The organism is Streptomyces sp. NBC_00569, assembly GCF_036345255.1.
Classification (GTDB): Bacteria; Actinomycetota; Actinomycetes; order Streptomycetales; family Streptomycetaceae; genus Streptomyces.
In genome coordinates, this window is the sequence record NZ_CP107783.1 from 8,711,365 (window position 1) to 8,733,796 (window position 22,432).

General features: G+C 73.3%; 20 protein-coding genes and 2 pseudogenes. 11 read left to right on the top strand and 11 right to left on the bottom strand.

The window, feature by feature from the left end; all coding sequences use genetic code 11:
* Positions 1-37 precede the first annotated feature (37 nt).
* A complete protein-coding gene (locus OHO83_RS39330) occupies positions 38-763 on the top strand; it encodes a class I SAM-dependent methyltransferase (protein WP_266667231.1) in 726 nt (241 codons plus the stop codon).
* Here the strand turns inward: OHO83_RS39330 and OHO83_RS39335 are convergent.
* Positions 760-1,245: a DUF4440 domain-containing protein gene (locus OHO83_RS39335; protein WP_266667229.1), complete on the bottom strand. Its 486-nt coding sequence runs from the start codon at positions 1,243-1,245 to the stop codon at positions 760-762. The genes OHO83_RS39330 and OHO83_RS39335 overlap by 4 nt on opposite strands.
* Before the next feature lie 137 nt (positions 1,246-1,382).
* Positions 1,383-2,609, bottom strand: a complete 1,227-nt coding sequence (locus tag OHO83_RS39340) for an alpha/beta hydrolase (protein ID WP_266667227.1) — start codon at positions 2,607-2,609, stop codon at positions 1,383-1,385.
* Between the two features lie 156 nt (positions 2,610-2,765).
* Here OHO83_RS39340 and OHO83_RS39345 point away from each other — a divergent pair, with 156 nt between their 5' ends.
* Positions 2,766-4,511, top strand: a complete 1,746-nt coding sequence (locus OHO83_RS39345) for a phosphatidylglycerol lysyltransferase domain-containing protein (protein WP_266667225.1) — start codon at positions 2,766-2,768, stop codon at positions 4,509-4,511.
* Here the strand turns inward: OHO83_RS39345 and OHO83_RS39350 are convergent.
* Complete coding sequence (locus OHO83_RS39350) at positions 4,498-5,856, bottom strand: hypothetical protein (protein WP_266667223.1); 1,359 nt, start codon at positions 5,854-5,856, stop codon at positions 4,498-4,500. The two genes, OHO83_RS39345 and OHO83_RS39350, sit on opposite strands and share 14 nt — an antisense overlap.
* 153 nt (positions 5,857-6,009) lie before the next feature.
* On the opposite strand from OHO83_RS39350, the gene OHO83_RS39355 reads away from it, so the two are divergent.
* Positions 6,010-7,242 carry a molybdopterin-dependent oxidoreductase gene (locus OHO83_RS39355; RefSeq protein WP_266667221.1) on the top strand — a complete coding sequence of 411 codons (1,233 nt, stop codon included), beginning with the start codon at positions 6,010-6,012 and terminating at the stop codon, positions 7,240-7,242.
* Entirely contained in the window at positions 7,242-7,793 is a 552-nt protein-coding gene (locus OHO83_RS39360; RefSeq protein ID WP_266667219.1) for a hypothetical protein, read from the top strand. The genes OHO83_RS39355 and OHO83_RS39360 overlap by 1 nt, the downstream gene beginning before the upstream one ends.
* Here OHO83_RS39360 and OHO83_RS39365 read toward each other — a convergent pair.
* The 3 genes and pseudogenes from OHO83_RS39365 to OHO83_RS39375 all read right to left on the bottom strand — a co-directional run.
* Positions 7,751-8,401 (bottom strand): annotated as a pseudogene (locus OHO83_RS39365) (class I SAM-dependent methyltransferase); the annotation flags it as partial. The gene OHO83_RS39360 and the pseudogene OHO83_RS39365 sit on opposite strands and share 43 nt — an antisense overlap.
* Positions 8,398-9,066 (bottom strand): TIGR04282 family arsenosugar biosynthesis glycosyltransferase, encoded by a 669-nt coding sequence (locus tag OHO83_RS39370; protein WP_266667217.1) that lies wholly within the window; start codon positions 9,064-9,066, stop codon positions 8,398-8,400. The pseudogene OHO83_RS39365 and the gene OHO83_RS39370, both read right to left, overlap by 4 nt.
* Complete coding sequence (locus tag OHO83_RS39375; RefSeq protein ID WP_266667215.1) at positions 9,063-9,797, bottom strand: glycosyltransferase family 2 protein; 735 nt, start codon at positions 9,795-9,797, stop codon at positions 9,063-9,065. Before OHO83_RS39375 ends, OHO83_RS39370 begins: the two co-directional genes overlap by 4 nt.
* Positions 9,798-9,920: 123 nt before the next feature.
* Here OHO83_RS39375 and OHO83_RS39380 point away from each other — a divergent pair.
* A pseudogene (locus OHO83_RS39380) lies at positions 9,921-10,613 on the top strand (response regulator transcription factor); the annotation flags it as partial.
* 367 nt (positions 10,614-10,980) lie between these two features.
* Positions 10,981-12,093, top strand: coding sequence for a sensor histidine kinase (locus OHO83_RS39385; RefSeq protein ID WP_266667213.1), 1,113 nt, complete (start codon positions 10,981-10,983; stop codon positions 12,091-12,093).
* A 32-nt stretch (positions 12,094-12,125) separates the two neighbouring features.
* Here OHO83_RS39385 and OHO83_RS39390 read toward each other — a convergent pair whose 3' ends face one another.
* Entirely contained in the window at positions 12,126-13,151 is a 1,026-nt protein-coding gene (locus tag OHO83_RS39390; RefSeq protein WP_266667211.1) for an NAD-dependent epimerase/dehydratase family protein, read from the bottom strand.
* Positions 13,152-13,361: 210 nt separating this feature from the next.
* Between OHO83_RS39390 and OHO83_RS39395 the strand changes: the two genes are divergently transcribed.
* Entirely contained in the window at positions 13,362-14,153 is a 792-nt protein-coding gene (locus OHO83_RS39395) for a VOC family protein (RefSeq protein ID WP_266667209.1), read from the top strand.
* Between the two features lie 169 nt (positions 14,154-14,322).
* Here OHO83_RS39395 and def read toward each other — a convergent pair whose 3' ends face one another.
* Complete coding sequence (gene def / locus OHO83_RS39400) at positions 14,323-14,955, bottom strand: peptide deformylase (RefSeq protein ID WP_266667207.1); 633 nt, start codon at positions 14,953-14,955, stop codon at positions 14,323-14,325.
* 193 nt (positions 14,956-15,148) lie between these two features.
* Here def and OHO83_RS39405 point away from each other — a divergent pair, with 193 nt between their 5' ends.
* Positions 15,149-15,868 carry a GNAT family N-acetyltransferase gene (locus OHO83_RS39405; RefSeq protein WP_266667205.1) on the top strand — a complete coding sequence of 240 codons (720 nt, stop codon included), beginning with the start codon at positions 15,149-15,151 and terminating at the stop codon, positions 15,866-15,868.
* A gap of 22 nt (positions 15,869-15,890) precedes the next feature.
* On the opposite strand, the gene OHO83_RS39410 is transcribed toward OHO83_RS39405, so the two are convergent.
* A complete protein-coding gene (locus OHO83_RS39410; protein ID WP_443066107.1) occupies positions 15,891-16,283 on the bottom strand; it encodes a MarR family winged helix-turn-helix transcriptional regulator in 393 nt (130 codons plus the stop codon).
* Positions 16,284-16,421: 138 nt separating this feature from the next.
* On the opposite strand from OHO83_RS39410, the gene OHO83_RS39415 reads away from it, so the two are divergent.
* The 3 genes from OHO83_RS39415 to OHO83_RS39425 all read left to right on the top strand — a co-directional run bounded on the left by OHO83_RS39415 (position 16,422) and on the right by OHO83_RS39425 (position 19,460).
* Positions 16,422-16,688 carry a hypothetical protein gene (locus OHO83_RS39415; RefSeq protein WP_266667200.1) on the top strand — a complete coding sequence of 89 codons (267 nt, stop codon included), beginning with the start codon at positions 16,422-16,424 and terminating at the stop codon, positions 16,686-16,688.
* Positions 16,689-16,837: 149 nt separating this feature from the next.
* Complete coding sequence (locus OHO83_RS39420) at positions 16,838-18,859, top strand: NADPH-dependent 2,4-dienoyl-CoA reductase (protein WP_266667198.1); 2,022 nt, start codon at positions 16,838-16,840, stop codon at positions 18,857-18,859.
* A 61-nt stretch (positions 18,860-18,920) separates the two neighbouring features.
* Complete coding sequence (locus tag OHO83_RS39425; protein ID WP_266667196.1) at positions 18,921-19,460, top strand: PadR family transcriptional regulator; 540 nt, start codon at positions 18,921-18,923, stop codon at positions 19,458-19,460.
* Here OHO83_RS39425 and OHO83_RS39430 read toward each other — a convergent pair.
* Positions 19,457-20,560, bottom strand: a complete 1,104-nt coding sequence (locus tag OHO83_RS39430; protein ID WP_266667194.1) for a Gfo/Idh/MocA family protein — start codon at positions 20,558-20,560, stop codon at positions 19,457-19,459. The two genes, OHO83_RS39425 and OHO83_RS39430, sit on opposite strands and share 4 nt — an antisense overlap.
* A 567-nt stretch (positions 20,561-21,127) precedes the next feature.
* Complete coding sequence (locus tag OHO83_RS39435; RefSeq protein WP_266667192.1) at positions 21,128-22,114, bottom strand: fibronectin type III domain-containing protein; 987 nt, start codon at positions 22,112-22,114, stop codon at positions 21,128-21,130.
* Between the last annotated feature and the right edge of the window lie 318 nt (positions 22,115-22,432).

Here is a 22,432-nt window from a genome sequence, read left to right on the forward strand (position 1 = left end):
GCCCCGTGACGCCGGGCGCGGCCTATGCTGAGCCCCGATGTTCGCACCTGAAGGCCCCACAGTCCGGGAGCTCGCCGTCCAGGCGCTGTCCTCCGTCGAGCGCGGCTACGACCTGCTCGCCCCCAAGTTCGACCGCACGCCGTTCCGCACGCCCCGGTCGGTCCTCGCACCCGTGACCCGTGCCCTACGCGGCATGGGCCCCTTCGAGCGCGGACTCGACCTGTGCTGCGGGACCGGCGCGGGGTTCGGTGTGCTGGCGCAGGTGTGCCGCGAGCGGCCTGTCGGGGTCGACATCAGCGCGGGCATGCTCACGGCGGGCCGCGCGGCCCACGGGAGCGGCGCGGACCTGGTGCGCGGCGACGCCCTCGCCCTGCCCTTCGGACCGGCCTTCGACCTCGTCGTCAGCTTCGGGGCGTTCGGCCACTTCCTGCCGCGGCAGCGGCCCGCCCTGTTCGCCCAGGTCCACTCCGTGCTGCGGCCGGGCGGACGCTTCGCGTTCCCGGTGCCGGCGCCCGCGCGGCCCGGCTCCCGCGGCTACTGGTCGATGCTGGCCTTCGACGGCGCGATGCGGGTCCGCAACGCGCTGTGGCGGCCGCCCTTCGTCATGTACTACCGCGGCTTCCGCCTCGGCGACGTACGCAGCGAGCTGGTCAGGGCCGGTTTCGACGTGGCGCTCCGGGCGCTGCCCGAACTCGGCGAGCGCTCCGACGGCAGCCCCAGATGCCGCCTCCTGGTGGCCACGAAGGCCGGCCCGCCGCGCTAGACGGCCGTCTCGGGCGCCCCGCCCGCCTGCCGTACGTCCTCGTGGAGGTGCACGATCAGCCAGCGGCCCACCGTGGGGTCCTTGCGCAGGACCGCCGTGTTCCGCAGCAGCTCGGGACGGAGCGGGGTGCCGTCCGGGCCGGGTGTGTACGCGACGCGCAGCCAGTAGCGCAGGACCGCCGTGTCGCCGAACACGTCGACGACCGGGTCGTACGGGCGAAGACCGCTCCCCACGGGCCCGTCCCCGGACTCGGGCCGCTCGTCTCGCACCCGGTCCAGGTCCGGCTTGCCGAGCAGCAGCGGCTCGGCGGCCGGGTCCCAGATCGTCGCCTCCGGGTCGAGCCGGGCGTCGATCTGGGCGCGGTCCCCGGTGGCGTACGCCTCGTACATGCCGGTCACGACGGACCAGACGGCGGCCACGTCGCCGGGCGCCGCGCCCGGCCTGGCCAGTGCGGGGCGGGCGGACACGGCGGACTCGGGCATGAGGGCTGCTCCTGGTCGGACGGGGACGGCGCGCCGGGGCGGCGCCGATGCCAGGCCACCGTAACGGGTCGTCGGTGCCGGATGATCCGTCGGGCCGGGACGAGGCCCGGCCCGGTGGGACACCGGCGCGGGCGCGGCTAAGGGTGTGGCCGGTTCGCGGCCTGTGCCGTGGGCCGGCGGTGCGGCGACGGCATGGTGTCCTGCGGAAACGTCAGCTGGCCGCTCATCCACCGCATGGCCGGAGCGATCTCCCGCTGCCAGGTCGTGAAGTGGTGGCTGCCGCGCGGCAGGATGATCCGGGCCGACGTCATGGGCGACTTCACCGCGTGCAGGAACCTCATCGTGTCGCCGTAGTCCTTCTCGCCCGACCTGCTGCTGGCGGCCAGGACGGACACGCGCGGCACGGGCAGGTGGTCCAGACGCCAGATGAGGTCGTGCTCGCGCTGCCGCCGCGCGGCGCCGGGACCCGAGCCGAAGAGGCTGCCGGTGGTCAGGTCGTCGCCGATCCTGTAGTCCGCCGACAGCGCCGCCGCCGACGTGTACACGCCGGGGTGGCGCAGGACGAGCTGGAGCGCGCACGTGCCGCCCGACGAGTAGCCGAGAGCGCCCCACGCGCTGGGGTCGTGACCCACGCGGTACGACCGCTTGAGCGCCTCCGGCAGATCCTTCGAGAAGAACGTCTCGGCCTGCGGGCCGCCCGGCACGTTCACGCACTCCGTGTCGCGGGGCGGCGCGATCGTCGGGCGCACCATCACGATCACCGTCGGCTGGATCCCGCCCGCCCTCAGCAGCCGGCCGGCGGTCTGCGGGACCTGGAGGTACTGCGCGAGGTTCATGATGCCGCCCGGGTAGCCGCTGATCGCGACCATCACGGGGAAGCGCTGGCGGTGGAACTGCTTCTGGAAGTACTGCGGCGGCAGATACACGAACGCCGGGTTCACGGCCCTGCTGCGACGTCCGACGATCTTGACCGACTCGACCCGGCCGACCTGTGCCGCGGGCCCGTGCGGAATGCCCTTCACCCGATCGAGGCCCTGCGGCCCGGCGGGCTGCACCAGACCGCCGCGCACCGCACCGACGGTGGAGTGGACGCCGGACCGGCCGAGCGCCGTGACCTCGGCGGGCGCCTTGTCGACATGGCCGAGCAGCTCGTCCCACGAGCCGTAGAAGTCGAAGTTCGTGTTCACCGCGACGGCGAACGCGGTGAGGATCGTGAGCTGGGTCGCGCCGATCACGCCGAGGCGGCCGAGCACGGCCATGGGCCCGCGCCGGGCGAGCCGCGGCCACACCCGGACCGCGAGGCCCACACACACCAGGGCGGCCAGCACCGTCGCGTACTCGAGTGCCCGGCTCGTCAGGCCCATGTCTTCCTCAACTTTCAGCCGTCATCTGCGCTGTTCGGCAGTTTTCACCGGAAAGAGGCGCGATGACCGAGGAAGGTTTGCCGGCCACCGCGTTCTTACCCTGCTCCTGTGTCGCTCTTACTCCAGCGAGGTGGAGCGCTCCTACGCTCGGTCACTGTGAAACAACGCCCCGCCGCCGTGGCAGGTCACACGTGCCTGATCATCGGAATTCTGGACATCGCGTCGGCGATCTCCCCGCACATGCAGGAGACCCGCATAGAGCGCATCGCGCCCTACGTGCCGGGCCTCGCCGAGGAGGTGGCCCGCGCCGCCGCGCTCGCCGCGGGACTGCTGCTCGTGATGCTCGCCAGAGGCCTGCGCCGCCGTAAACGGCGCGCCTGGGAGGCGGCCGTGGGGCTCCTCGCGGTCAGCGCGCTCGTCCAGGGCGTGCGCCATCACGCCCTGATCCCCGCGACCGTCTCGGTCGTCCTGTGCGTCGCGCTCGTCGCCTACCGCGACGAGTTCTACGCACTCGCCGACCCGCGCGGCAGAACGCGCGCCCTGTGGAACCTCGTCGTCCTCGGCGGCAGCAGCATCGGGCTCGGCCTGCTCGTCGTCGGGGTGCGGGCGAACCAGGAGGCGGGCCACGCCATCACTTTCGCGGACCGGGTCCGGGAGGTCGCCTACGGCCTGCTCGGTGCGTCGGGCCCCATCGCGTACAGGAGTGACCGGGCCGGCGACGTCGTGTACTTCTCGCTGCTGGCTCTCGGCGTGGTCACCGCCGCCACCAGCGTCTATCTCGCCCTGCGGCCCGTCTCCCTGCGCCCCGCCGACAGCGACGAACGGCTGCGCGCCCTGCTGGCTGACGAGGGCCGGCGCGACTCGCTCGGCTACTTCTCGCTGCGCGGCGACAAGAGTGTCCTCTTCTCGCCCTCCGGCAAGGCCGCCGTCGCCTACCGCGTGGTGTCCGGCGTCGCCCTGGCGGGCGGTGACCCCATCGGTGACCACGAGGCCTGGCCCGGTGCCATCAAGGAGTTCCTGCGGCAGTGCGCCCTGCACGCCTGGACCCCCGCCGTCATGGGGTGCAGCGAACTCGGCGGACAGGTCTGGACCCGCGAAGGCGGCCTCAAGGCCCTGGAGCTGGGCGACGAGGCCATCGTCGACTGCCAGGCCTTCAGCCTCTCGGGGCGCACCATGCGCAACGTCCGGCAGATGGTCAACCGCATCGAACGCGCCGGCTACACCTGCCGCATGCGGCGCGTACGCGATCTGCCCGACGAGGAGAAGAAGCGGCTGCGCGAGGCCGCCGCCGCGTGGCGGGGCAGCGCCACCGAACGCGGGTTCTCCATGGCGCTCGGCCGGTTCGGCGACCCCGGCGACGGGGACTGCGTCGTCGTCACCGCCCACCAGGACGACGAGGCGGGCAACGACCGTGTGCGCGCCCTGCTCCACTTCGTGCCCTGGGGCGAGGACGGTCTCTCCCTCGACCTGATGCGCCGCGACCGCACGGCCGAGCCGGGCCTGAACGAACTCCTCATCGTGGCCGCTCTGCGCGGCGCCCCCGCGCTCGGAGTGCGCCGTATGTCGCTCAACTTCGCGGTGTTCCGGGCCGCTCTCGCGCGCGGCGAGCGCCTCGGCGCGGGCCCGGTGCTGCGGGTGTGGCGGGGGCTGCTCGTGTTTCTGTCGCGCTGGTTCCAGATCGAGTCCCTGTACCGCTTCAACGCGAAGTTCCGGCCCGAGTGGGAGCCGCGCTTCGTCGTCTACCCCACGGTGCGCGACCTGCCGAGGATCAGCTGGGCCTGTCTCCAGGCCGAGGCGTTCGTCGTCCTGCCGCACCCGGCGGAGCGGTTGAGGCAGTTGCTGCGGAACCGGCCCGCCGCCCGTGAGGACACGCCGCAGCCGGTGAAGGTCACCACCCCGTGACCAGCAGGTGGTTGACCAGCAGGGTGAGCACCGCCTGCGCGGTCAGCCACCCGCGGCGCCACCGCGCGGGCAGCAGGGCGGTGGCCGCGACGAGCCAGACGGCGAACGGGAGCCAGATACGTTCCGTCTCCGCCTTGCTCATGCCCGACAGATCGGCGGCCAGGAGGGCGAGCGCCGCGCCGAGGACGACCAGCGCGAGCCGCCCCTCCGGCTCCGCACGCGCGCGCAGGACACGCCCCGGAACCCGGCTCAGCCCCGCCGCCGTGGCAAGCCCGACGATCAGCACGGTGCACGCGAGGTTGGCCCACACCCAGTAGCCGTACGGCCGGGTCCCGCCCGCGCCCTGGTAGTAGCGCTCCGTCAGCAGGTGATAGGCCTCCCACCAGTTGAACCCGACGAGGGTGAACGCGACGGGCACCACGGCCGCCCCCACCACGAACAGCGGCAGCGGCCGGAGTGTCCGCGCCACGAGCAGCGCGGCCGCCGCGACGAGGACCATCAGCGTCAGCCCGTACGACAGATAGCAGGTGAGCCCGAACAGCAGTCCGCCGCCGAGGGCCGCCCAGCGGCTGCCGTGGGTGGCCGCCACCGCGAGCAGCGCCACCGACCAGGCGGCGACCGCCGCGAAGTAGCCGTCCGCCGACGTGCCCACCCAGACCGCGGACGGCGCGAGCACCAGGAAGGGCGCCGCGCGGCGGGCCGTCCGCTCGCCGGCGAGCACGCGCACCGTGACGAGGACGGCGACAGCCGCCGTGCACCCCACCGTGATGCACCACACCCCGGCCCACGCGCCCCCGCCGAGCCCGATCCGGTCCAGGCCCACGAAGGTCAGCGTCGCCGCCGGCGGATGCCCCGCGACATGGGGCGGCCAGTGGTCGGGGGAGTGCAGCAGGATGTGCCGCGTGAAGTCCCGCAGCGTCGCGCCGACGTCGTCGAACCGGTCGATGACCCGCAGATACTCGTACGACGTGGTGAGGCGTCCGGCGATGCCCCGCTGCCAGCCGTCGACGAGCGCGAGCGAGAAGGTCCACGCCGCCGACGCGGCCCACACGGCGGGCAGCAGCCGCCGCCACCGAAGCCGGTCCGCCACCCCGGGCCCGTACGTGATGACCAGTACGGCGACGGCGATCGCCGCCGGGGTCCCCGGGCCCACGTGGGGATCCCAATGGGCGTACAGGGGTGCCCAGTCGACGTACAGGTTGCCGTAGTGGTCCTCGATGTACCGGCCCACGAGCGCGGCCGTCGCGACCAGGGCGGCGGCGGCTGCGGCGGCGAGCAGGTCACGGCGCGTCCCGGTGGAGGGTGGCGCGGTGCGGGGGGCGTCGGGGGGAGCTTCGAGCTTCACACCCGGAACGCTAGGCGCCCGCACCGCCCATATGGTGCACCGCGAGGTCGCGTCACCGAACCGTCAGATCTTCCTGCGCCGATCCGCGGGCTGTGCGCAATACGGTCGGAACAGGTCGGCGGGCCCCCGCCGCGCACAGCCTGAAGGAACCACATGGGCGTCCTCCCCCGCACTCTCCCCGATCCGTGGCGCAGCCCCCTGCGTGGCCCGCGCTTCACCGCGGTCCTCGGCCTCGTCCTGCTCGTCGGCATGACCCTGCTCTTCGTGACCGGCCTCCTGTCGTACGCCGCCTACAACCCGAACCTCGCGGCGGTCAACGACAAGACGCCCGGCAAGGGCCTGCTCGGCTTCTATCTGTTCTCCTGGCCGACGGACCCGCACTGGCTGTACCGTCTCACCCAGGGACTGCACGTCACCGTGGGCGTCGTGCTCGTGCCCGTGCTCCTCGCCAAGCTGTGGTCGGTCGTGCCCAAACTGTTCGAGCTGCCCCCCGCGCGCTCCGTCGGCCACGCCCTGGAACGGCTGTCGCTGCTCCTGCTCGTGGGCGGCGCGCTCTTCGAGTTCGTGACCGGCATCCTCAACGTGCAGCTCGACTACCTGTTCCCCGGCTCCTTCTATCCGCTGCACTTCTACGGCGCCTGGGTGTTCATCAGCGCGTTCGTCGTCCACGCGGTGCTGCGCGTGCCGCAGGCGCTGCGCGTGCTGCGCGAGCGGAAGGCGGGCCTGCCCGAGACGGGTGACCTGGTGCCGGCGAAACCGGCCGAGCCCACGGTCTCGCGGCGCGGGGCGTTCGCCATGGTCGGCGCGGGCTCGCTCCTGCTGCTCGTCACGACGGCCGGCCAGAGCATCGACGGGGGATGGCGCCGCACCGCTCTGTTCGCGCCGCACGGCGGCGCCGACCCGGGCACCGGCCCCGGCCGCTTCCAGATCAACAAGACCGCCGCCGTGGCCGGCATCCGCACCGCCGACACGGGCGAGCCGTGGCGGCTCGTCGTCACCGGACCGAAAGGCACCGTCCACCGGCTCACCCGCGACGACCTTCTGCGACTACCGCAGCACACCAGCGCGTTGCCCATCGCCTGCGTCGAAGGCTGGTCCACGGACGACCAGCACTGGAGCGGCGTACGGCTGCGCGACCTCGCCGCCCTCGCCGGGACCGACGGCGACACCGACGTGTTCGTCGAATCGCTGCAACAGCACGGCGCGTTCCGGAAGGCGGCCTTGCGGCACAACCAGGTCCACGACCCGCGCTCCCTGCTCGCCCTGCGCGTCAACGGAGCCGACCTCACCCTCGACCACGGCTACCCGGCCCGTGTCATCGTCCCCGCGGCGCCGGGAGTCCTCAACACCAAGTGGGTCGCCCGCATGACGTTCGGAGCGCTGTGATGAACCGACTCCTGAGCCGTTGGTACGGCGAGAGCCCGCTCCAACTCCCGCTCCTGGCGGCATCGTTCGCCCTCGCGGGATACGCGGGCGTGCGGCTGCTCGAGAACGACGCGTGGGCCGTGGCGGCCTGGTTCGTCGGCGCGGCCCTCGTCCACGACCTGCTGCTCGTGCCGGTGTACTCGCTCGCGGACGTCGCGGCGCAGAAGGCGCTCGGCGACCGGAGCCGCACGACGATGACGTATGTGCGCGTCCCCGCGTTCCTGTCGGGCCTGCTGCTCCTGGTGTGGTTCCCGCTGATCACGCGGAGGCGCGAGGACCACTACGCCCTCGTGACGGGACATTCGGGGGACGCGTTCCTGCCGCGGTGGCTGCTGCTGACGGCCGTGCTGTTCGCCGCGTCGGCCCTGTGGTGCGTGGCCGTCACGTTCCTCGCTCCCGCGTCGCCCTGGAGGCAGGCACGCAGGGCGCGCCGGGAAGAGCGGGCGCGGGAGCGTGAACGGGAGCGTCAGCGGCGCAAGGAGACGAAGGAGCGCCCGCCCTCGGACCACTGAGCGACCGGCAGCCAGCCGAGCGGGCGCGCGTACCGCAGCAGCGCCCGCGTGCCCACCCGGGCCCACGGGAAGAGCGAGCCCGCGGCGCCCTGTCCGTCGTCCACCCGCACCTCCACCCGCTCGTCCATGTCGAGCGGAGACGTCTCGGCGATCAACAGCCCGCCGGAAGCGGTGAGTTCGGCGGCGCGGGACAGCAGGGCCCTCGGGTCGCCGCCGATCCCGATGTTGCCGTCGAGGAGAAGTGCCGTCCCCCAACGGCCCTCGCCGGGCAGGGAGTCGAAGACGGACCGCTGCAGAGCGGCGCCGCCGAGGCGGACCGTCCGCGCGACCGCGGCCTCGCTCACATCGATGCCGAGCGCGCGGTGTCCGGCCGCGGCGAGCGCGGCGACCAGCCGGCCCGGGCCGCAGCCGATGTCGAGGACGGCGCCCTCGCAGCGACGCAGCGCCGACAGGTCGGCGGCGTCGGCGACCGCGCACCAGCGCTCCACGTCGAGAGGCAGCAGCCATCCGTCGGCGCGCCGCAGGAAGAGGGGGCCGCGCTCGTTGCGCAGGGCGTCGGCGTAAGGGTCCGTACACCAGGCCGGTGCCGCCTCGCGCGCCGTGGTCATGAGCGGACCACCCCCGTCAGCCGCGCGTGTTCGGCGGCGAACCGGCCGTCCGGCGCGGCGGCCGCCACCAGGGCGGCGTCGTGGGCCGTGTCGACGTCCCGCAGGACCGCCAGGTCCCGTACGCGCAGCCCCGCGTCCGTGAGCCGGGTCCGCTGGGCCGCACCCGTGTGCGCTGTCGACATCGGGACGCCCCGCAGCAGCTCCGGGTCGGGCTCGGCGAGCCCGAGCGCCCAGAACCCGCCGTCGTCGGCGGGCCCGAGCCACGCGTCGCAGTCCCGCCAGGCGCCGGGCCCGAGCGCGGGAGCCAGCAGCGTGGGCGTCACCTGAGGCGTGTCCATCCCGATCAGGACGGCGGGCCCGTCGCACCCGGCGAACGCCGCCGCGAGCCGCTCGTCCAGGCTGCCGTCGCACTGCGCGACCACGTCGATCCCGGCCGGCAGCCATGCTCCGGGCGCCCCGTCGAGGATCAGCACCCGGCGCCGCGCGGACGTGGCGAGCGCGGCGTGCAGGGTGTCGACGAGCGAGGCCTCGGCCAGGCGGGCGGCCTCCTCGGGCGTGAACGGCGGCGTGAGCCGCGTCTTGACCCGCCCGGGCACCGGGGACTTGGCGATGACGAGGAGGGTGGTGCCGTGCCGCCGTGCCGCGGGCGATTCGCCGCCGCTCACCGGGATGCCGCCTCTCCGTGCGACGTGAGCGCCGGCAGCGGCTTCTCCGCGAGGACCGCGCGCATGTCCCGTACCGCCTGCCAGGTGCCCCGCCAGGTGCCGGTGACCTTCGACTTTCCCGTACGGGGCCGGTAGGGCACCGGGCGCTCCTCGATGCGCCAGCCCGCGTCGGCGGCCCGGACGACCATCTGGAGGGGGTAGCCGCTGCGGCGGTCCGCGAGGTCCAGGGCGAGGAGGGAGGTGCGGCGCGCGGCGCGCAGCGGGCCCAGGTCGTGCAGCCGCAGCCCGGTGCGCCGGCGCAGCATCCCCGCCAGCGCGAGATTCCCGGCGCGCGCGTGCACGGGGAAGGCGCCACGCCCCTGCGGCCTGCGCCGCCCGAGCACGAGATCGGCCCGGCCCGCGACGACGTCCTGGACGAACCGCGTCAGCAGACCCGGGTCGAGCGACGCGTCGCAGTCGCAGAAGCAGACGACGTCCGCGTCGGACGCCAGCAGGCCCGCGTGGCAGGCGGCCCCGAAACCGCGCCGGGGCTCCGTCACCACCGTCGCGCCCAGGGAACGGGCGACGTCGGGTGAGCCGTCGGTGGACCCGTTGTCCACGACGAGCGCCCGCCAGCCGTCCGGGATACGGGCCAGCACCCACGGCAGCGCGGCGGCCTCGTCGAGGCAGGGCAGCACGACATCGACCGAGGGGGCCGGGGTGGGAAGCGAGGGATAGTCAGGGGGGATCACGATGTCACCCTACGAATCCAAACCGGACATTCCGCCCCTCAGCTCCTTACGAAACGCGGACGTCGCACCCGGGTGACCCCTCCGGCGGCTCGGACCGGCCCCCTCGGGTGCGACGCTGGTGGAATGCAGACACCACCGCTCGGCCGCGTCCTCGTCGTGGACGACGACCCGACCGTCGCCGAGGTCGTCGCGGGCTACCTGGACCGCGCCGGCTACGACGTCGACCGCGCCGCCGACGGCCCGGCCGCCCTCGACCGCGCCGACGCGCACGGGCCCGACCTGGTCGTTCTCGACCTCATGCTGCCCGGCATGGACGGCCTCGAGGTGTGCCGCAGACTCCGGGCCCGCGGTCCCGTCCCCGTGATCATGCTGACGGCGCGCGGCGACGAGGACGAGCGCATCCTCGGCCTGGAGGTCGGCGCGGACGACTACGTGACCAAGCCGTTCAGCCCGCGCGAGCTGGTCCTGCGGGTCGAGTCGGTGTTGCGCCGAGCCCGCGCGGCCACGGCACCCAAGCCGGCGGGGCCGCTGCGCGCGGCCGCCCTCACCATCGACCCCGCGGCACGTCGAGCCACCAAGGCGGGGATCGAACTCGCCCTGACCATAAGGGAGTTCGACCTTCTCGCCTTCTTCCTGCGCCACCCGGGCCGCGCCTTCTCCCGCGAGGAACTCATGCAGCAGGTGTGGGGCTGGGACTTCGGTGACCTGTCGACCGTCACGGTTCACGTCCGCAGACTGCGCGGCAAGATCGAGGACGACCCGGCGGCCCCGAGCCTCATCCAGACGGTCTGGGGAGTCGGCTACCGCCTGGACTCGGGCCCGGGCTCGGACCCGCACGGCGACACCACTCGATCCGACCGTGCACCGGAAGTCCCTCAGACACGCCGTGCGCCGGAGGTACCGCAGTCAGGTCGTGTGCTGGGAGTCCCGCAGCCGGGCCGTGCGCCGGAGGTACCGCAGCCGGGCCGTGCACCGGAAGTCCCGCAGACGCGCCGTGCGCCGGAAGTTCCTTGGCCGGGCCGTGTGTCGGAGGTCCCGCAGCCGGGCCGTGTGTCGGAGGTCCCGCAGCCGGGCCGTGTGTCGGAGGTACCGCAGACACGCCGTGCGCCGGAAGTCCCGCATTCAGGCCGTGTGCCGGACGTTCCTCGGCCCGACCGCACACCGGCAGACGGGACCGAGCCCCGTGCATGACATGGTCCTCATCGCCCTCCTCGCGTTCCTCGGCGCCGTCGGCGCGGGCCTGCTGGGCGCGCTCGCCCTGTTCGTGCTGCGCCGCCGCTCCCTGACGGTGTCGCTCACGGTCGTCGCCGCCGTCGCGGTGACGGCGATGCTCGCCGGCACACTCGTCGTGGCCTGGGCGATGTTCCTGTCCCCGCACGACCTGACCGTCGTGACGACCGTCGCCGCGATGGCCGCCTCCGTGTCACTGGCCACCGCCCTGCTCCTCGGCCGCTGGGTCGTGGCCCGCAGCAACGCGCTCACCCTCGCCGCCCGCTCCTTCGGTGACGGCGGCAGCTTCGCGGCGCCTCTCGTTCCCGCGACGGCGGAACTTGCCGCGCTCTCAAGGGAGTTGGAGGCCACCAGCGCCAAGCTGGCCGCCTCCAGGGACCGCGAGCGCGCCCTGGAGACCTCGCGTCGCGAGCTCGTCGCCTGGATCTCGCACGATCTGCGCACCCCGCTCGCCGGACTCCGCGCGATGTCCGAGGCACTGGAGGACGGTATGGCGGCCGACCCGGACCGCTATCTGCGCCAGATCCGCACCGAGGTCGAGCGCATGAACGACATGGTGGGCGACCTCTTCGAACTGTCGCGCATCCACGCGGGGACCCTCGTCCTGAGCCCGTCCAGGATCTCCCTCCACGACCTCGTGGGCGACGCGCTCGCGGGCGCCGACCCGCTGGCCCGCGAACACGGCGTACGCCTCGTCGGCGACCGGGTCGACAGGATTCCCGTCGAGGTCGACGGCAAGGAGATGAGCCGCGTCCTCGGCAACCTCCTTGTGAACGCGATCCGTCGCACGCCGGCCGACGGCACGGTCGCCGTGGCGGCGGCCGGTTCCACGGAGGGTGTGGTCCTCACGGTCACGGACGGCTGCGGGGGCATTCCCGAGCAGGATCTGCCGCGCGTCTTCGACACGGGGTGGCGTGGCAGCCACGCCCGGACGCCGCCGTCGGGCGCGGGCCTCGGGCTCGCCATCGTCAGGGGAATCGTGGAGGCCCACCGGGGCAGCGCCGCCGTGCGCAATGTGGCCGGCGGCTGCTGCTTCGAGGTGATCCTTCCGGCCGCGGGGGCGTAGCGGGCACGCGTCCCGCGCCCGGCGGGGTCACCTCACCCCAGCTCCGCCTTGGCGAACTCCGTCATCCCCTCCTCGAACCCCACCTCGGCGCGCCATCCGAGCTCCGCCCTGAGCCGGGCCGGGTCCGCCGTGATGTGCCGTACGTCGCCGAGCCGGTACTCGCCCGTCACCACGGGCATCGGCCCGCCGTACGCGGCGGCGAGTGCGTGGGCCATCTCGCCCACCGTGTGCGGGTCCCCGCTGCCCGTGTTGTACGCGACGCACGAGTCGGCGGGCCGGTCGCCCAGGGTCTCCAGGGCGAGCGCGTTCGCCGCGGCCACGTCGTGAACGTGCACGAAGTCCCGCCGCTGGCGGCCGTCCTCGAAGACGCGCGGGGCCTCACCCCGGGCCAGCGCCGACCGGAAGAACGACGCGACGCCCGCATACGGGGTGTCGCGCGGCATCCCCGGCCCGTACACGTTGTGGTAGCGCAGCGACACCGCGCGGCCCCCGGTGGCCCGCGCCCAGGCGGACGCCAGATGTTCCTGGGCGAGCTTCGTCGTCGCGTACACGTTGCGCGGGTCCGTGGGGGCGTCCTCGCCGACGAGGCCGGGGCTCAGCGCATCGCCGCACCGAGGGCACGCGGGCTCGAAGCGGCCGGCCCGCAGGTCGGCCTCGGCGCGCGGTCCCGGGCGCACCACTCCGTGACGCCCGCACTCGTACCGCCCCTCCCCGTACACGACCATCGACCCGGCGAGCACCAGATTGCGTACCCCCGCCGAGGCCATCGCGGCGAGCAGCACGGCCGTGCCGAGGTCGTTGCGGGAGACGTAGTCGGGCGCGTCGGCGAAGTCCTTGCCGAGGCCGACCTTCGCCGCCTGATGACACACCGCGTCGACGCCGTCGAGGGCAGACTCCACGGCGGCGGGGTCGCGTACGTCGGCGACGGACCAGGGCCGGCGTTCGTCCGGGCCGGGCGGCCGGACGTCGAGCACGACGACCTCATGTCCTCGTGCGGAGAGAGTGTCCACGACCGCGGACCCGATGAACCCGGCACCGCCGGTGACCAGTACACGCATGCCGCCCACGCTATGCGGGACGGGGCGTCGCGAGGGTTCTCCTCGCCGATGCGTCATGGCTCCGTAAGGCTTGTGCGAACAGAGTTCGGTATCGCGCGGCGGCCTGCACGCGGCTAGCGTGAATCGGTGGAACCGGGACGAATCGCACCACCGTTGCCCGGACCGTCCCACCCACGGAGCCACCACCACTCGGAAGAAGGGTTTCGCGCCATGGCCGCACGACCGGAGGGCGCGCCCATCTGGGCCGACGCCATGTTCCCCGACCTGGAGGCCGCCAAGCGCTTCTACGGCGAGCTTCTCGGCTGGACGTTCGAGGAGGGCGGGGAGGAGTACGGCAACTACGCGCAGGCGATGTCCGACGGCAAGCGGGTCGGCGCGCTCTCGCCGCAGATGCCGGGCATGGAGGGCACCCCGCCGGCCTGGAACCTGTACCTGGCCACGCCGGACGTCAGGGCCACGGCGGCCCGCGTCAAGGAGGCCGGCGGCACCCTGCTGATGGAGCCCATGGAGGTCGGCGACTTCGGCTCGATGGTCACCGTCAAGGACCCGGCGGGAGTCTTCTTCAGCCTCTGGCAGCCGGGTACGCACGACGGGTTCGAGAAGGTGGGCGAGCCCGGTTCGTACGCCTGGGCCGAGGTGACCACGCGTGACACAGGGAAGACGGACGGGTTCTTCGAGGCCGCTTTCCCGTACGAGGTACGGAAGATGGCCGACGAGAACGTCGACTTCAACCTCTGGCAGCTCGACGGACAGCCCCAGCTCGGCCGCTTCAAGATGACCGAGGACTTCCCGCCGCAGGTCCCGTCGTACGTCAACGTCTACTTCGCGGTCGACGACTGCGACGCGGCGGTCGCGACGGTGACCAGGCTCGGCGGAAAGCTCCACTACGGCCCGATGGACACCCCGTTCGGCCGCTTCGCGGCGGTGACGGACCCGCAGGGCGCCGCGTTCTCGGTGATCGACCTGAGCACGACGGAGGGCGAGATGCCCGACCTCACCTGACGGGAGGGGGCGCACGGGACCTCGGGGACACGGGTCCTCGGGGTCACGGGTCTTCAGGGACACGGTCTTCGGGGACACGGGTCTTCAGGGACACGGTCTTCGGGGACACGGGTCTTCAGGGAAGCGCGCCCTCTGCGGGCACGCGCGCGCCCTCAACGAGCCCGCGCCCTCAGGGAAGCGAGAAGCCGAGCGCGCCCGCGGCCAGCTCCGCAGTGGGCTGCGTCCAGCGCTCGGCCATCGCGTTGCGGGTGGACAGTGAGCGCAGCTCCGCCCGGTCGAGATAGAGCGTTCCGTGCAGATGGTCCGTCTCGTGCTGCACGATCCGGGCGGGCCACCCCGTGAACTCCTCGTCCACGCGGCGGCCCCGCTCGTCGAGACACCGCAGACGCACCCGCTGGTGCCGGGAGACCACGGCCTGCAGGCCGGGCACGCTCAGGCAGCCTTCGAAGAACGCGGCGCGGCGCGCGCCCACGGGCACGTACGACGGGTTGATCAGGACGCGGAACGCCTGCGGCACCCGGCCGCGCGCCACCCGTACCTCCTCGGGGACCTCGGCCGCGTCCTCGACGACGGCGATCCGCAGCGGGACGCCGATCTGCGGTGCGGCGAGACCGACGCCGGGAGCGGCGTGCATCGACGCGCGCATCGCGGCGATCAGACGCTCCAGGAGCTCGGGCGCGAGCTGACCGTCGTAGGTCTGCGCGGGGGACCGGAGCACGGGATCGCCCGCCTCCACGACCGGCAACGGGTGCTCGCCCGCGAGCAGTTCCTCGACGCGGTCACTCAGGGGTACGGAGGGCATCGCGCCAGCATGTCAAGAAGGATCACGCGTCGGCAACGTCCACCGCGCCGCGCGCATCGTTGCGGGCTCGTGAACATTCGCCCGGTGGGGGAATGAGACCGCGGTGACATGGGCTTTCATCAGAGGGCGGCCATGGTCGGCACGGCCGCCCCACCGCCCGCACGCCCACCGCCGCCTCCTGGGAGCCCGCCGTATGTCCGTCCCGGCCGCCGCCACCGCCCACCCGCTCGACAACCCCGCGTACAGCTCTCTCACCGGCCCGCACGCACACTTCGCCGAGCGGCGGGGCCGGGTGCTGCGGTACCCCCTCGACGTGTCGCCGTGGCTCGCGCTGCCGGACGAGCCGGGCCCCGGGGACTGGGCGGATCTCGCGGCGCTCGCCGGGCCGGGCGAGACCGTCCCGCTGCCCGGGATGCGCACGGCGCCGCCCGAGGGCTGGGAACTCACGATGAGCATGGACGGGGTGCAGCTCGTCGACGACGGTGTGGCCGCGGCGCCGGACGCGGAGGCCGTGCTGCTCGGCGCGGCCGACGTGCCCGAGATGCTGGACCTCGTCGCGCGCACCCAGCCGGGGCCGTTCCTGCCCCGCACCGTCGAGCTCGGCACCTATCTCGGGATCCGCAGGCAGGGCGCGCTCGTGGCGATGGCGGGGGAGCGGCTGCACCCGCCGGGCTGGACGGAGATCAGCGCCGTCTGCACCGACCCGGACCATCGCGGCCAGGGGCTCGCGGCCCGCCTCGTCCTCGCCGTGGCGGCGGGGATAAAGGACCGCGGCGAGACCCCGTTCCTGCACACGGCGGCGCGCAACACGAACGCCATCAGGCTCTACGAGTCCCTGGGCTTCCGGCTGCGGCGCACCACGAAGTTCATGGCGGCCAGGGCCCCGGAGTTCGACCACGCCGCCGCCCGCTGACGCGCCGGACGTCCGGGGCGGCTCAGGCGTCGTCCTGGACCTGCGCGTTGTAGCGCAGCAGATAGTCCGCGAAGCGGACGAGATCCTCTTCGGGCCAGTCCGCCACCCGCTCCTGGAACGCCTGGCGGCGGCTGACGGTGACCTGGGCGAGGATGTCGGCCCCCGCCTCGGTCGGGTGGAGGACCTGGACGCGGTGGTCGTCCGGGTCCACCCGGCGCATCACGAGCCCGGCCCGCTCCAGCGCGGACACCTGCCGGCTCACCGTCGACTTGTCGAGGGCGTAGTGCGTGGCGAGGTCCGTGGCCCGGCAGCCGCCCTTCTCGTCCAGGTGGCTGAGCAGGGTGTACGACACGAGCGACAGCTCGGGGTGCATCCGTCCGGCCATCGCTCTGGCACGCCGCGCGAACGACGTCATCTCGCGCTGAATGGTCTCGACGGCCGTCTCTCGGTCTGTCACGTGCGTCCTCTCCCCGCTGCTCGTTGCATTCTACAACCGAAGGGAGGGGGCGCCGCGGGCAGGCGCGTTCCCGGGCCCGGAGCTAGCCTCCTGAGCATGAGCGACCCCAGTGATGTGCCCGCCCGTTACACGGTCCTGGTCAAGCCCCAGCTCGCCGACAAGGACGGCCACCCCGTGCACGGCAACCCCCTGCGCGTGGTGTCCGTCGAGGCCACCGGAGCGTCCGGGGAGTCCGGCTATCCGCGCTTCGTGGGCGAAGGGGTGCAGGTGGAGATCGACCCGCTCACCCGCTCCGTCGAGGCCGTGACGGTCGACGGCGAGGAGTTGCCGTACGGGTGGGTGGCCGAGATCGCCGCGGACTGACCGGCCGCCCGGCCGCGCCGTGCCCCGCCCCGACGGCGGGGTGCGGCGGCGCTGTGCGGCGTGGCGCAGCTCTCTTATGCAACTTGTTGCAAAAGCGAGCCGTCGTCGTCTACAACTGTGACGACGTTCGCCGCGCACGGAGGGCCACCATGAGCCGATACCCGCACCTGCTCACCCCGCTCGACCTCGGATTCACCACGCTGCCCAACCGGGTCCTGATGGGCTCCATGCACGTGGGCCTCGAGGAGGCGGAGAACGGCTTCGCGCGGATGGCGGAGTTCTACGCCACCCGCGCCCGCGGCGGCGTCGGCCTCATGGTCACCGGCGGCATCGCCCCCAACGAGGCCGGACGCCCCTGGGCCGGCGGCGCGAAGCTGACCACCGAGGCGGAGGCCGACGAGCACCGCCAGGTCACCGACGCGGTGCACGCGGCGGGCGGGAAGATCGCGATGCAGATCCTCCACTTCGGCCGCTACGCCTACCACGAGGACCTCGTCGCCCCGAGCCCGCTCCAGGCGCCGATCAGCCCCTTCCCGCCGCACGAACTCACCGACGCCGAGATCGAGCAGACCGTCGAGGACTTCGCGCGCGCCGCCGAACTCGCCCGGCGGGCGGGCTACGACGGCGTGGAGATCATGGGCTCCGAGGGCTACCTCATCAACGAGTTCATCGTTGCCGCCACGAACCAGCGCACCGACCGCTGGGGCGGCTCGTACGAGAACCGCATCCGCTTCCCCGTCGAGATCGTCCGCCGCGTCCGCGAGCGCGTCGGCACGGACTTCATCCTCATCTACCGGCTCTCGATGATCGACCTCGTGCCCGGCGGCTCCACCCTCGAGGAGGTCGTGCAGCTCGCCAAGGAGATCGAGGCCGCCGGCGCCACCATCATCAACACCGGCATCGGCTGGCACGAGGCCCGCATCCCGACCATCGCGACGTCGGTGCCGCGCGGCGCGTACACCTTCGTCACCAAGAAGGTCATGGGCGAGGTCTCCATCCCGCTCGTCACCACGAACCGCATCAACACCCCTGAGATCGCCGAGGAGTTGCTCGCCGACGGCTGCGCCGACATGGTGTCCCTCGCACGGCCCCTGCTCGCCGACCCGGATTTCGTGGCCAAGGCCCAGGCCGAGCGCCCGGAAACCATCAACACCTGCATCGGCTGCAACCAGGCATGCCTGGACCACACGTTCAGCGGCAAGATCACCTCCTGCCTCGTCAACCCGCGCGCCTGCCACGAGACCGAACTCGTCCTCGCGCCCACCCGCCTGCGCAAGCGTGTCGCCGTCGTCGGAGCGGGCCCCGCGGGTCTCGCCTGCGCGGTCTCCGCCGCCGAGCGCGGGCACGCCGTCACCCTCTTCGACGCCGCCTCCGAGGTCGGCGGCCAGCTCAACGTCGCCCGCAAGGTCCCCGGCAAGGAGGAGTTCGACGAGACCCTCCGCTACTACCGCGCGCAGCTCGAACTGCACGGCGTGGACGTCCGGTTGAACACCCCCGTCAGCGCCGCCGACCTCACCCCCGACGCGTACGACGAGGTGGTCGTCGCCACCGGCGTCACCCCCCGCACCCCCGAGATCGCGGGGCTCGACCACCCCAGCGTCGTCGGCTACCTCGACGTCCTGCGCGACGGCGCACCCGTCGGGGAGCGCGTCGCGATCGTCGGCGCGGGCGGCATCGGCTTCGACGTCGCCGAGTACCTCACCGACAGCGGGGACAAGGCGAGCCAGGACCCCGCCACGTACTTCCGGCAGTGGGGCGTCGACATGGACTACCGCGACCGCGGCGGCCTCACGAAGCCCGACCGTCCCACCCCGCCGCGCGCCGTCCACCTCCTCCAGCGCAAGACCTCGAAGGTCGGCGCCGGACTCGGCAAGACCACCGGCTGGATCCACCGCACCGAACTGCGCCACCGCGGGGTCACCATGGTCGCGGGCGCCACCTACGACCGCATCGACGACGCGGGCCTGCACGTCACCGTCGACGGCAACTCCACCGTCATCCCCGTCGACACCGTCGTCCTGTGCACCGGCCAGGACCCGGCCCGCGGTCTGTACGACGACCTGCTCGCCGTGGGCCGCGAGGCGCACCTGATCGGCGGCGCCGACGTGGCCGCCGAGCTGGACGCCAAGCGCGCCATCCGCCAGGGCACCGAACTGGCCGCGGCGCTGTGAGACCGGCGGTCACGTGGCCGGGCCCGCCGGCCGCGTGACCGCCTCCGCATAAGGTGCAGCCATGTCACTCCCGCACGCGATCCTCACGGCCCTCCTGGAGAAGCCGTCGTCGGGCCTCGAACTGACGCGCCGCTTCGACAAGTCGATCGGCTACTTCTGGTCGGCCACGCACCAGCAGATCTATCGCGAGCTGGGCCGCCTGGAACGCGAGGGGTACATCAGGGCCCTGCCCGCGCCGACGCCCGCGCGCGGTCAGAAGAAGGAGTACGAGGTCCTGCCCGAGGGCCGCGCCGAACTGGCCCGCTGGACCGCCGCGAGCCAGGACCCCAAACCGCTGCGCGACCCGCTGCTCCTGCGCCTGCGCGCCGCCGCCGTCGTCGGCACCGACGGCATCGAGGCCGACCTGCGCCGCCATCTCGACCTGCACCGGCGGCAGTTGGCGGAGTACGAGGAGATCGAGAAGCGGGACTTCCCGCCCGGCCTCGACTCCGTCGACGCCCGCCTGCAGCATGTGGTGCTGCGCGCGGGCATCGACCTGGAGACCTTCTGGGCGCGCTGGCTCGAACAGACCCTGGAGGAACTCGGCCTCGACCCGGCCTAGTCGAGGGTCGCCGCCCCCGGGTCCCAGTCCGCCGGAACGGGCGGTGGTGGCGCAGGGCAGGTGGCGACCCGGGTGAACTCGGCGTGTTCGGCCGAGTGCGTGATCGCCGTCATCGTCTGCAGGACGTGCAGGGCCAGTGCCCCCGACGCACGCGGCGCACCGCCCCGGCGGATCGCCCGCGCCAGGTCGAGCACGCCGAGCCCGCGCCCGTCGACGCGCCCCGCGACCGGCAGGTCGCGCCAGTCCTCCGCCCCGTTGGCCCGCACTTTCAGCGGCCCGCGGAAGGTGTTGGGGTCCGGCACCGCGAGGACGCCCTCCGTGCCGGTGACCTCGAACTGGATACGCGGCAGCGCCGAGTCGAAGCTGAGCACCGAGGTCGCCCGCACCCCGGACCCGAACTCGACGAGCGCCGACACATGCGTCGGCACCGCCACCGGGAACACCTGCCCAGCTCTGGGCCCCGACCCGACGACGCGCTCCTCGCGCGCGCGTGCCGCCGAGGCCGCCACGCGCGACACCCCGCCGAACAGCGCCACCAGCGCCGTCAGGTAGTACGGCCCGAGGTCGAACAGCGGTCCCGCGCCGGGCTGGTAGAAGAACGCCGGATCAGGGTGCCAGCCCTCCGGCCCGAGGCCCATCACCGCCGTCGTCGCCGCCACCGGCTCGCCGATGTGCCCCGCCCCGACGGCCCGCAGCGCCGACTGGAGACCCGCGCCGAGGAACGTGTCCGGCGCGTTCCCCACAAGGAGCCCCCGTTCCGCCGCCTGGGCGAGCACCTTCTCGGCCTCACCGGGGGCCAGGGCGATCGGCTTCTCGCCGTACACGTGCTTCCCGGCCCGCAGCGCCTGCGTCGCGACCTGCGCGTGGGCGGCCGGCACGGTGAGATTCACGACGAGCTCGACCTCGGGAACGGCGAGCACCGTCGCCACGTCTCCGGCGACCGGTACGCCGTGCTCGCGCGCGACGGCCGTGGCGCGGCCCGCGTCTAGGTCGGCGACACCCACCACCCGCAGATCGGGAAAGGAGGACAGTGTCCGCAGATACTCGTTGCTGATGACGCCCGCCCCGACGACGGCGACACCGACCGGCCCCGAACTCACGCTGCCCCCAAGGCGGATGCGTAGGTGATGCGGCCGCTCCCGCGCGGCTCCGGAGACGGTAGGACGCCGGGAGGGGAGCAGACAAGGGCGCGTCCCGGGCGGGACACGGCGATGCCACCGACCTGGGTCCGGTGTGTGCCCCACGCTCGCGCAGGAACCAAGGCGTTGCCCCGGCTCGCGCATGCGGCCACGAGGACTCCGCCCACACCGTTTGCCGCGCTGTCGTTGTCCTTCCAGGGCCAACTCGTTTGCTGGGCTGGGCGGATGGGGACGGGACGGGGGCTGGGTAGGTGGCGGGTTGCATCGTCCGGCCGAACGGGCCCCGGCTGTCGTTCGGCCCGGAGGGCCCCGCTCAGGACCCGGTGGTGTGCCCCAGTTCTGCGCAGGAACCGAGGCGTGGCCGCCGGCTCGCGCATGCGGCCACGAGGACGTCGCCCGCTCTCGTGGCTCTTTGAGAGCCAACTGGGTGGTCGGGCGGATGCGGATGCGGACGGGGAGCGGGGCAGGTGGCCGGTTCCATCCTCCGGCCCACCGGGCCCGGTGCCCGTCCGGCCCGGAGGGCCCCGGTCAGGACCCGGTGGTGACGCTCCGTTCGGCGGAGTAGGCGCCCCACGTCCCGTCGGGCAGCTGGGCCCGGATCCGTACGCGGTGTCGGACGCCGGCCTCCTTGCCCACGTAGAAACTGTTCCGTGCCGTGCCCTTGGGCGGGGCGTCGCCCCAGACGAGCGTGGTGGCCTGCCGGCCGTCGAGGTAGATGCGGTACGCGGGCACGGTGCCGCCCGTGCGCGGCGGCGTCCACGACAGGTCGATGTAGTACGCGCCGCCGGCCCGGCGGGACGTGGCGCGGAAGTCGGTGGGGGCGGTGCCGGGGCCCTCGTCGGAGCCCTTCGCGGTGGTGAGCCTGAGGGCCGAGCCGGCGGGGGAGGTGTTGTCGGCGGCGTCGCGCGCCTTCACGGTGAACGAGTACCTGGTGCCCGGCCGCAGCCCGGTGATCAGCGCCCGGGTCTCGCCCCCGCCGACGCTGTGGATCTTCGACGCGCCCTGGTAGATGTCGTACGAGACGACGCCCTTGTCGTCCTTCGACGCGCCCCACGACAGCGAAGCCGCCCGGCCGCCGTCCGCCCGTCCGCGCAGCGCTCCCGGCCGGGTCGGGGCCGACCGGTCCTCGGCGACGGCGGCCGGTGTCGTGACGGCCACCTTCGGACTGAGCGGTCCGAGTGTGCCGTCGGTGTCCTCGGCCCGGACGGAGAAGGTGTAGGCGGAGCGCGGGTGCAGCCCGACGACGTCGACCATGTGCTGTTCACCCGGTACCTCCTTCACCTTGGTGGCGCCCCGGTACACCGTGTAGCCCTTGACCTCGGCGGCTCCCTCGGGGCGGCTCCACATGACGTGGACGGAGGTGGCGCTGCCCGCCTGCGCCGTGACTCCGGCGGGGGCCGTGAGGGCGGGCCCCTGCCGGGTGTCGTCGTCGAGCAGGCCGCACGATGTGGCGAACAGGAGCGCGGCGGCGCAGGTCGTGCACGCCAGCGAGGTGCGTCCGGGGATGCGTCGCACGGCAGGCCTTCCGCTCGGAAGCATTGGTACAGACCTGTATGTCATGAGTGACGGGGTCACATCAAGAGGCGGTGTCGCGGGCGTCGTTCCCGTCCGGACCCCGAGCGGTGGACTACACGCTCAAGTAATCCCAGATTTGGGTTTTATGTACATACGCAGCATTCCCGACATAGGCACCTTTGTGCTGCGCATGCGCGCGTTGACCCTGACCGCTGTCTGTGGTGGCGCCCTGCTCGTCCCCGCGCCCCCCGCGGCGGCCCACGCGCCGGACCCCCGCGAGCGCGCACCACGCCCGGCCGGGGGAGTCCAGGAAGGTTC

What these genes read in the sequence shown, in the direction of transcription:
- OHO83_RS39410 (WP_443066107.1), bottom strand. Translation starts at nt 16,283, where the DNA reads ATGACGTCGTTCGCGCGGCGTGCCAGAGCGATGGCCGGACGGATGCAC.
- OHO83_RS39360 (WP_266667219.1), top strand. Translation starts at nt 7,242, where the DNA reads ATGAACCGACTCCTGAGCCGTTGGTACGGCGAGAGCCCGCTCCAACTC.
- OHO83_RS39340 (WP_266667227.1), bottom strand. Translation starts at nt 2,609, where the DNA reads ATGGGCCTGACGAGCCGGGCACTCGAGTACGCGACGGTGCTGGCCGCC.
- OHO83_RS39390 (WP_266667211.1), bottom strand. Translation starts at nt 13,151, where the DNA reads ATGCGTGTACTGGTCACCGGCGGTGCCGGGTTCATCGGGTCCGCGGTC.
- OHO83_RS39405 (WP_266667205.1), top strand. Translation starts at nt 15,149, where the DNA reads ATGTCCGTCCCGGCCGCCGCCACCGCCCACCCGCTCGACAACCCCGCG.
- def (WP_266667207.1), bottom strand. Translation starts at nt 14,955, where the DNA reads ATGCCCTCCGTACCCCTGAGTGACCGCGTCGAGGAACTGCTCGCGGGC.
- OHO83_RS39335 (WP_266667229.1), bottom strand. Translation starts at nt 1,245, where the DNA reads ATGCCCGAGTCCGCCGTGTCCGCCCGCCCCGCACTGGCCAGGCCGGGC.
- OHO83_RS39425 (WP_266667196.1), top strand. Translation starts at nt 18,921, where the DNA reads ATGTCACTCCCGCACGCGATCCTCACGGCCCTCCTGGAGAAGCCGTCG.
- OHO83_RS39415 (WP_266667200.1), top strand. Translation starts at nt 16,422, where the DNA reads ATGAGCGACCCCAGTGATGTGCCCGCCCGTTACACGGTCCTGGTCAAG.
- OHO83_RS39420 (WP_266667198.1), top strand. Translation starts at nt 16,838, where the DNA reads ATGAGCCGATACCCGCACCTGCTCACCCCGCTCGACCTCGGATTCACC.
- OHO83_RS39330 (WP_266667231.1), top strand. Translation starts at nt 38, where the DNA reads ATGTTCGCACCTGAAGGCCCCACAGTCCGGGAGCTCGCCGTCCAGGCG.
- OHO83_RS39355 (WP_266667221.1), top strand. Translation starts at nt 6,010, where the DNA reads ATGGGCGTCCTCCCCCGCACTCTCCCCGATCCGTGGCGCAGCCCCCTG.
- OHO83_RS39395 (WP_266667209.1), top strand. Translation starts at nt 13,362, where the DNA reads ATGGCCGCACGACCGGAGGGCGCGCCCATCTGGGCCGACGCCATGTTC.